At 63.5% G+C, this 6,327-nt stretch carries 8 protein-coding genes; 5 read left to right on the forward strand and 3 right to left on the reverse strand.

The features are described from left to right. Window positions 1–22: 22 nt before the first annotated feature. Window positions 23–553, reverse strand: a complete 531-nt coding sequence (locus C6A77_RS21175; protein WP_114171230.1) for a ferritin-like domain-containing protein — start codon at window positions 551–553, stop codon at window positions 23–25. 57 nt (window positions 554–610) lie between these two features. Further along, window positions 611–952, reverse strand: coding sequence for an osmotically-inducible lipoprotein OsmE (osmE, locus tag C6A77_RS21180; protein WP_114171223.1), 342 nt, complete (start codon window positions 950–952; stop codon window positions 611–613). A gap of 124 nt (window positions 953–1,076) precedes the next feature. Between osmE and C6A77_RS21185 the strand changes: the two genes are divergently transcribed. The 3 genes from C6A77_RS21185 (at window position 1,077) to C6A77_RS21195 (ending at window position 3,398) form a co-directional block, all read left to right on the forward strand. Continuing rightward, a complete protein-coding gene (locus tag C6A77_RS21185; protein WP_114171224.1) occupies window positions 1,077–1,967 on the forward strand; it encodes a triacylglycerol lipase in 891 nt (296 codons plus the stop codon). A gap of 64 nt (window positions 1,968–2,031) precedes the next feature. Next, window positions 2,032–2,319, forward strand: a complete 288-nt coding sequence (locus C6A77_RS21190; protein ID WP_114171225.1) for a PsiF family protein — start codon at window positions 2,032–2,034, stop codon at window positions 2,317–2,319. Between the two features lie 71 nt (window positions 2,320–2,390). Then, a complete protein-coding gene (locus C6A77_RS21195) occupies window positions 2,391–3,398 on the forward strand; it encodes a hypothetical protein (protein ID WP_114171226.1) in 1,008 nt (335 codons plus the stop codon). A gap of 128 nt (window positions 3,399–3,526) precedes the next feature. Here C6A77_RS21195 and C6A77_RS21200 read toward each other — a convergent pair whose 3' ends face one another. Further along, window positions 3,527–4,798, reverse strand: coding sequence for an Hsp70 family protein (locus C6A77_RS21200; RefSeq protein WP_114171227.1), 1,272 nt, complete (start codon window positions 4,796–4,798; stop codon window positions 3,527–3,529). Window positions 4,799–4,962: 164 nt separating this feature from the next. Here C6A77_RS21200 and cbpA point away from each other — a divergent pair, with 164 nt between their 5' ends. Together cbpA and C6A77_RS21210 are read left to right on the forward strand one after the other, a co-directional pair. Continuing rightward, the gene (cbpA, locus tag C6A77_RS21205; RefSeq protein WP_114171228.1) at window positions 4,963–5,916 is read left to right on the forward strand and encodes a curved DNA-binding protein; all 954 of its coding nucleotides are present in this window, start codon (window positions 4,963–4,965) and stop codon (window positions 5,914–5,916) included. 2 nt (window positions 5,917–5,918) lie between these two features. Further along, on the forward strand, window positions 5,919–6,224 hold the full coding sequence (locus C6A77_RS21210; RefSeq protein ID WP_114171229.1) for a chaperone modulator CbpM: 306 nt from the start codon (window positions 5,919–5,921) through the stop codon (window positions 6,222–6,224). Window positions 6,225–6,327: the final 103 nt, after the last annotated feature.

A 6,327-nucleotide genomic window follows, 5' to 3' on the forward strand; every position in this document is an offset into this window, starting at 1 on the left:
GCTGCAAGGCAGCCCCTTGCGCTTACAACCCTTGCAGCAGGTCGGACATATCGTCGGCGTGCTCTTCTTCCTGCGCCAGGATGTCTTCGAAGATGCGCCGGGTGGTCGGGTCCTTGTCACCGATGTACTGAATGATCTCGCGGTAGCTGTCGATGGCGATGCGCTCCGCCACCAAGTCCTCGAGCACCATCTCTTTCAGCGTACTGCCCGCCACGTACTGGGCGTGGGAATTCTTGCTGAGGTTATCCGGGTTGAAGTCCGGCTCGCCGCCCAGCTGGACGATGCGCTCGGCCAGCCTGTCGGCATGCTCGGCTTCCTGGTTGGCATGTTCGAGGAATTCCTCGGCCGCCACGCTGGCCTTGACCCCAGAGGCCATGAAGTAGTGGCGTTTGTAGCGCAATGTGCAGACCAGTTCGGTGGCCAGGGCTTCGTTGAGCAGGCTGATGATGCGCTCGCGGTCAGCGTGGTAACCCTCGGTCACGGCGCCGTTCTCGACATGCTGGCGGGCACGTTCGCGAAGCGTTTGCACATCGGTCAGTTCAGTCACGTTCATGTTCATCTCCGAAAGCATCAGGGTGGTCATGGCATGTCCTGTGAGGTCCTGTGAGTGTTATGCGCCGTGGGCGGCGTCGCTGTCTTCCTGGCGTTGCTTGCAGGTCTTGAAGCCTTTGGCATCGACATGGCCGGTGGCATCGAAGCGCACGTAGTAGGGCTGCTGGTGGCCGTCGTGGTTGAGGATGTAGTCGTTGCAGGTGCCACCGTGGGGCAGGTCGCTCACGTTGGACGGGCTGCCGCCAATGGCGATGACCTTCTGCATGGTCATGCCGTTTTCCACCTGCTTGACCAGTGGCTCGTCGCGGTAGGTGACGTAATCCACCGGGTTTTCCGGACGGCTGCCGCAGGCGGCGAGGGTGGCGCTTGCCAGAAGAATTGCCAGGGTCTGCTTGTACATGGTCCCGCTCCTTGCAAAGGGTATGTCTGGGTTTGGAACCGCAGCGCAGCCCAGGAGTTCGATTGCGATGGTCATCAAGGCCGCTGTAGTGTTGGCCATTCGTCCACGGAACAGGGCTGGGGCAATGCAGCAGGAATTGGCCACGCGATACCCGTTGGTGCTGGTGCCGGGCATGCTCGGTTTCGTCCGCTTGCTGCTCTACCCCTACTGGTTCGGCATCGTGCCGGCGTTGCGCAAGGGCGGGGCGCAGGTGTTTGCGGTACAGGTATCGCCGCTGCATTCCAGCGAAGTGCGCGGCGAGCAGTTGCTGGCGATCATCGAAGACATCTGCCTACGCACCGGCGCGCCCAAGGTCAACCTGATCGGCCACAGCCAGGGCGCCCTCAGCGCGCGCTACGCTGCCGCCCGGCGGCCCGAACGGGTGGCTTCGGTCACCTCGGTGGCGGGGCCCAACCATGGCTCGGAACTGGCCGATTACCTGGCCCGCAAGGCACCGGGCGACTCGCCCCAGGGGCGCATGCTCAAGGCGCTGCTGCATGGCGTTGCGCTGCTGCTGGTATGGCTGGAAACCGGCTGGCGCCGCGCTTCGCTGCCAGTGGACGTACACGCCTCGCACCAATCGCTGACCAGCGCCGGGGTGGCCCTGTTCAACCAGGCCTATCCGCAGGGGCTGCCAGGCACCTGGGGTGGCGAGGGGGCCTACGAAGTCAACGGTGTGCGCTATTACTCTTGGTCGGGCACCTTGCAGCCCGGCCTGACCGACCAGGGGCGCAACCGCTTCGACGGCAGCAACCGCTTCTGTCGCCTGTTCGCCCGCACCTTCACCCGGGAAAAGGGCCAGTGCGACGGCATGGTCGGGCGCTTCAGTTCGCACCTGGGGCAGGTGATCGGCGACGATTACCCGCTCGACCACCTGGACATCGTCAACCAGTCACTGGGCGCGGTCGGCAAGGGCGCCGAACCGCTGCGGCTGTTCACCGAACATGCTGCCCGGCTCAAGGCAGCAGGGCTCTAGGCAATTCTTGGCTACACTCAGCTCCAGACCCGTGCATCGGGCACGGCGCCAAGGAGAACACTCCATGAAAGTGCTGCAAATCCCCTTACTGGTAGTGGCAGTGTTGTTCAGTGCCCACGGCTTCGCCGCCAATACCGCGCAGCAGGAAAAGATGAAAACCTGCAATGCCGACGCCACCGCCAAGGCCCTCAAGGGTGATGAACGCAAAGCCTTCATGAGCACCTGCCTGAAGAAGGACGTGCCGCAAACCCAGCAGGAGAAGATGAAAACCTGCAATGCCGACGCCACCGGCAAAGCCCTGAAGGGAGACGAGCGCAAGGCGTTCATGAGCGACTGCCTGAAGAAGAAATGACCTGCGCCTATGCCTGCACGCGTAAGGCTGGCAGACTGCGGGTCTTTCCTGTTGTCTGCCGTTGAGGCTGTATGACCTTCACCCCCCGCCAGGTCACCCTGGCCAGCTGGATCATCGTGTTTGCCGGCCTGTTGCTGGCCTTGCCCCTGAAATTGCTGCCGAGCCTGCTGGCCGGTCTGCTGGTGTTCGAGCTGGTCAACATGCTCACGCCGCGGCTGCAGCCGCTGATTGCCGGGCAACGTGCGCGGTGGCTGGCGGTGGCGCTGCTCGGCACGCTGGTGGTCAGCACCCTGACCCTGCTGTTTGCCGGTGCCTTCAGCTTCCTGCTGCACGAGGCGGAAAACCCCGGCGCCTCGCTGGACAAGTTCATGGCCCTGGTGGAACGTGCCCGCGGGCAGTTACCGCCGTCCATCGAAAGCTACCTGCCGGCCAGCGCCGCAGAGTTCAAGGTGGCCATCGGCGACTGGATCAAGAGCCACCTGAGCGACCTGCAACTGGTCGGCAAGGGCATGGCGCACATGTTCGTCACCCTGCTGATCGGCATGATCCTCGGCGCCATCGTGGCGCTGCAGCGCATCCCCGACATCTCCCGGCGCAAACCGCTGGCGGCGGCACTGTTCGAGCGCCTGAGCCTGCTGGTAAAGGCGTTTCGCAACATCGTCTTCGCGCAGATCAAGATCTCGCTGCTCAACACCACCTTCACCGGCATCTTCCTGGCCGTGGTGCTGCCGATGTTCGATGTGCACCTGCCGCTGACCAAGACGCTGATCGTGCTGACCTTCCTGCTCGGCCTGCTGCCGGTGATCGGCAACCTGATGTCCAATACCCTGATCACCATCGTCGGCCTGTCGCTGTCGATCTGGGTGGCGGCGGCGGCGCTGGGTTACCTGATCGTCATCCACAAGGTCGAGTACTTCCTCAATGCGCGGATCGTGGGCGGGCAGATCAGTGCCAAGTCGTGGGAACTGCTGCTGGCGATGCTGGTGTTCGAGGCGGCGTTCGGGTTGCCTGGGGTGGTGGCGGGGCCGATCTACTATGCCTACCTCAAGAGTGAGCTGAAGCGGGCGGAGCTGGTCTGATCATCGGGTGAATTGTTCCGGCCTCTTCGCGGGTAAACCCGCTCCCACAGGTAAAGCACAGACTCGAAACCTGAGTAGTACCTGTGGGAGCGGGTTCACCCGCGAAAGGGCCAGTGCAGGTTAAACGATTAGGCCGCGCCGTACCGCTTGCGTGCCTCGATGGCCAGCCCACTGCCAATGCTGCCGAAGATGTTGCCTTCCACATGCCGCGCATTCGGCAGCATTGCCGACACGCTGTTGCGCAGCGCAGGAATACCGCTGGAACCGCCGGTGAAGAACACCGTGTCCACCTGCCCTTCGCTGACGCCTGCCTTGGCCAGCAGATCGGTCACGCTGCCGCGCACTCGCTCCAGCAAGCCTTCGATCGCCTCTTCGAACAGCGCGCGGGTCAGTTGCGCAGTCAGTTCGGGCTCGACCCGCCGCAGGTCGATGCTGCGGCTGTCCTGTTCGGTCAGCTCGATCTTGCTGGCTTCCACTTCCATCGCCAGCCAGTGCCCGGCGCGCTGCTCGATCAGCTTGAACAGGCGGTCGATACCGAAGCTGTCCTCGATGTCGTAGCGCATGCTGCCCAAGGCCAGCTGCGACTTCTGCGAATACAGCGCGTTGATGGTGTGCCAGGTGGCCAGGTTGAGGTGATAGCTGGTGGGCATCAGCGCGCCGCTCTTCATGCGGCTGCCGTAGCCGAACAGCGGCATCACGCCCTGCAGGCTCAGCTGCTTGTCGAAGTCGGTCCCGCCGATGTGCACGCCACCGGTGGCGAGGATGTCGCTCTGGCGCTCGGCCACCAAGTGGCGCTCGGGCGACAGGCGGATCAGGGTAAAGTCCGAGGTCCCGCCGCCGATGTCGACGATCAGCACCAGTTCTTCGCGGCTGATGCCCGACTCGTAGTCGAACGCTGCGGCAATCGGCTCGTACTGGAACGACACATCCTTGAAGCCGATCTTGCGCGCCACCTCGGCCAAGGTGTCCTCGGCCTCCTGGTCGGCGGCCGGGTCTTCGTCGACGAAGAAGACCGGGCGGCCCAGCACCACCTGGTCGAATTCGCGACCGGCAGCCGCTTCGGCACGCTTTTTCAGCTCGCCGATGAACATGCCCAACAGGTCCTTGAACGGCAGGGCGCTGCCCAGCACGCTGGTGTCGTGCTTGATCAGCTTGGAACCCAGCAGGCTCTTCAGCGAGCGCATCAGGCGGCCTTCGTAGCCTTCCAGGTACTCGTGCAGCGCCAGGCGGCCATACACCGGGCGACGTTCCTCGATGTTGAAGAACACCACCGAGGGCAAGGTGATCTTGCCGTCTTCCAGGGCGATCAGCGACTCGACACCGGGGCGGTGCCAGCCGACCGTGGAGTTGGAGGTGCCAAAGTCGATGCCCAGGGCGCGGGCCGGGGATACGTCGGACATGGGAAATGAACTTCCGGAGGCAAAACGGCCGCGCAGTTTATGCCAGTTGGCTACAGAATCAAGACCGGTCGTCTGCCATGGAGCAAACCCAAGGCAGTCTTGAAAGGCTATGCTTGACCCCTATCTTCAGTTGCAACACGTACTTTCACATTGGTGATCCATAAATGGACTTCAAAGACTATTACAAGATACTCGGCGTAGAGCCCACGGCGGACGACAAGGCGATCAAGGCCGCGTACCGCAAGCTGGCGCGCAAGTATCACCCCGACGTCAGCAAGGAGCGCGACGCCGAGGAAAAGTTCAAGGAGGCCAACGAGGCCTACGAGGTGCTGGGCGACGCGCAGAAACGTGCCGAGTTCGACGAAATCCGCAAATACGGCGGCCAGCATGGCCGGCCGTTCCAGGCCCCACCGGGCTGGGAAAACCGTGGCGGTGGCGGCGGCTTCGAGGGCGGCGATTTCTCCGACTTCTTCAGCTCGATCTTCGGTAACCGCGGTGGCAACCCCTTTGGTGGCGCCCGGCAGCAGCAACGCAGCGCCGGCAGGCGGGGGCAGGACGTGGAACTTGAACTGGCGGTATTCCTTGAAGAAACCCTGAGCAAGGAGTCCAAGCAGATCAGCTTCCAGGTGCCGCAGACCAATGCCATGGGCCAGCGCACCGGCTTCACCACCAAGACCCTGAACGTGAAGATTCCGGCCGGGGTAACCGACGGCGAGCGTATCCGCCTCAAGGGCCAGGGCGCGCCGGGCAGTGGTGGTGGCGCCAATGGCGACCTGTTCCTGACCATTCGCATGGCACCGCACCCGCTGTTCGATGTCGAAGGTCACGACCTGATCATCACCGTGCCGCTGGCGCCGTGGGAGGCTGCGCTGGGCACCAAGGTCGCGGTGCCGACCCTGACCGGCAAGATCAACCTGACCATCCGCCCCGACAGCCAGAGCGGCCAGCGCCTGCGCGTGCCGGGCATGGGCCTGGCCAACAAGAGCGGCGAGCGCGGCAACCTGTACGCGCAACTGAAAGTGGTCATGCCACCGGCATCCGACGAGTCTGCCCGCGAACTGTGGACAAAGCTTTCCGAGAAGGCGGCGTTCAACCCGAGGACACAATGGAGTAAGTGATCATGAGCAGCACCCTGATCGTTCAACTGGACATGCGTACCTTGTGTCAGGAAGCCGATGTGACGGCGGACTGCGTGATCGAAATCGTCGAGCACGGCATTGTCGAGCCTTCCGGGCGAACGCCGGAGGACTGGCTGTTCGACGATCAGGCGCCGTTACTGGCCAAGCGCGCGGTGAAGCTGCACGATGAACTGGAGCTGGAGTGGGAAGGGGTGGCGCTGGCGCTGGAGTTGCTGCAGGAAGTGCAGCAGTTGCGCAGCGAGAACAACATGCTGAGGCAGCGGCTGGGCAGGTTTATCCAGCAGTGATGTCTGCAGGCCTGGCCGAGGGGCCGGGGGGAAACCACCACCCCCCAAAAAACAACACGACGGGGGGGGGGGGGGGGGGAGGGAGCCGCAGCGAGAGGCGCCC

The organism is Pseudomonas sp. AFG_SD02_1510_Pfu_092 (genome assembly GCF_003331055.1).
Classification (GTDB): Bacteria; Pseudomonadota; Gammaproteobacteria; order Pseudomonadales; family Pseudomonadaceae; genus Aquipseudomonas.

Excerpts from the sequence above, each read along its gene's own strand:
- C6A77_RS21190 (WP_114171225.1), top strand. The coding sequence starts at position 2,032 with ATGAAAGTGCTGCAAATCCCCTTACTGGTAGTGGCAGTGTTGTTCAGT.
- osmE (WP_114171223.1), bottom strand. The coding sequence starts at position 952 with ATGTACAAGCAGACCCTGGCAATTCTTCTGGCAAGCGCCACCCTCGCC.
- C6A77_RS21185 (WP_114171224.1), top strand. The coding sequence starts at position 1,077 with ATGCAGCAGGAATTGGCCACGCGATACCCGTTGGTGCTGGTGCCGGGC.
- C6A77_RS21175 (WP_114171230.1), bottom strand. The coding sequence starts at position 553 with ATGAACGTGACTGAACTGACCGATGTGCAAACGCTTCGCGAACGTGCC.
- C6A77_RS21210 (WP_114171229.1), top strand. The coding sequence starts at position 5,919 with ATGAGCAGCACCCTGATCGTTCAACTGGACATGCGTACCTTGTGTCAG.
- cbpA (WP_114171228.1), top strand. The coding sequence starts at position 4,963 with ATGGACTTCAAAGACTATTACAAGATACTCGGCGTAGAGCCCACGGCG.
- C6A77_RS21200 (WP_114171227.1), bottom strand. The coding sequence starts at position 4,798 with ATGTCCGACGTATCCCCGGCCCGCGCCCTGGGCATCGACTTTGGCACC.
- C6A77_RS21195 (WP_114171226.1), top strand. The coding sequence starts at position 2,391 with ATGACCTTCACCCCCCGCCAGGTCACCCTGGCCAGCTGGATCATCGTG.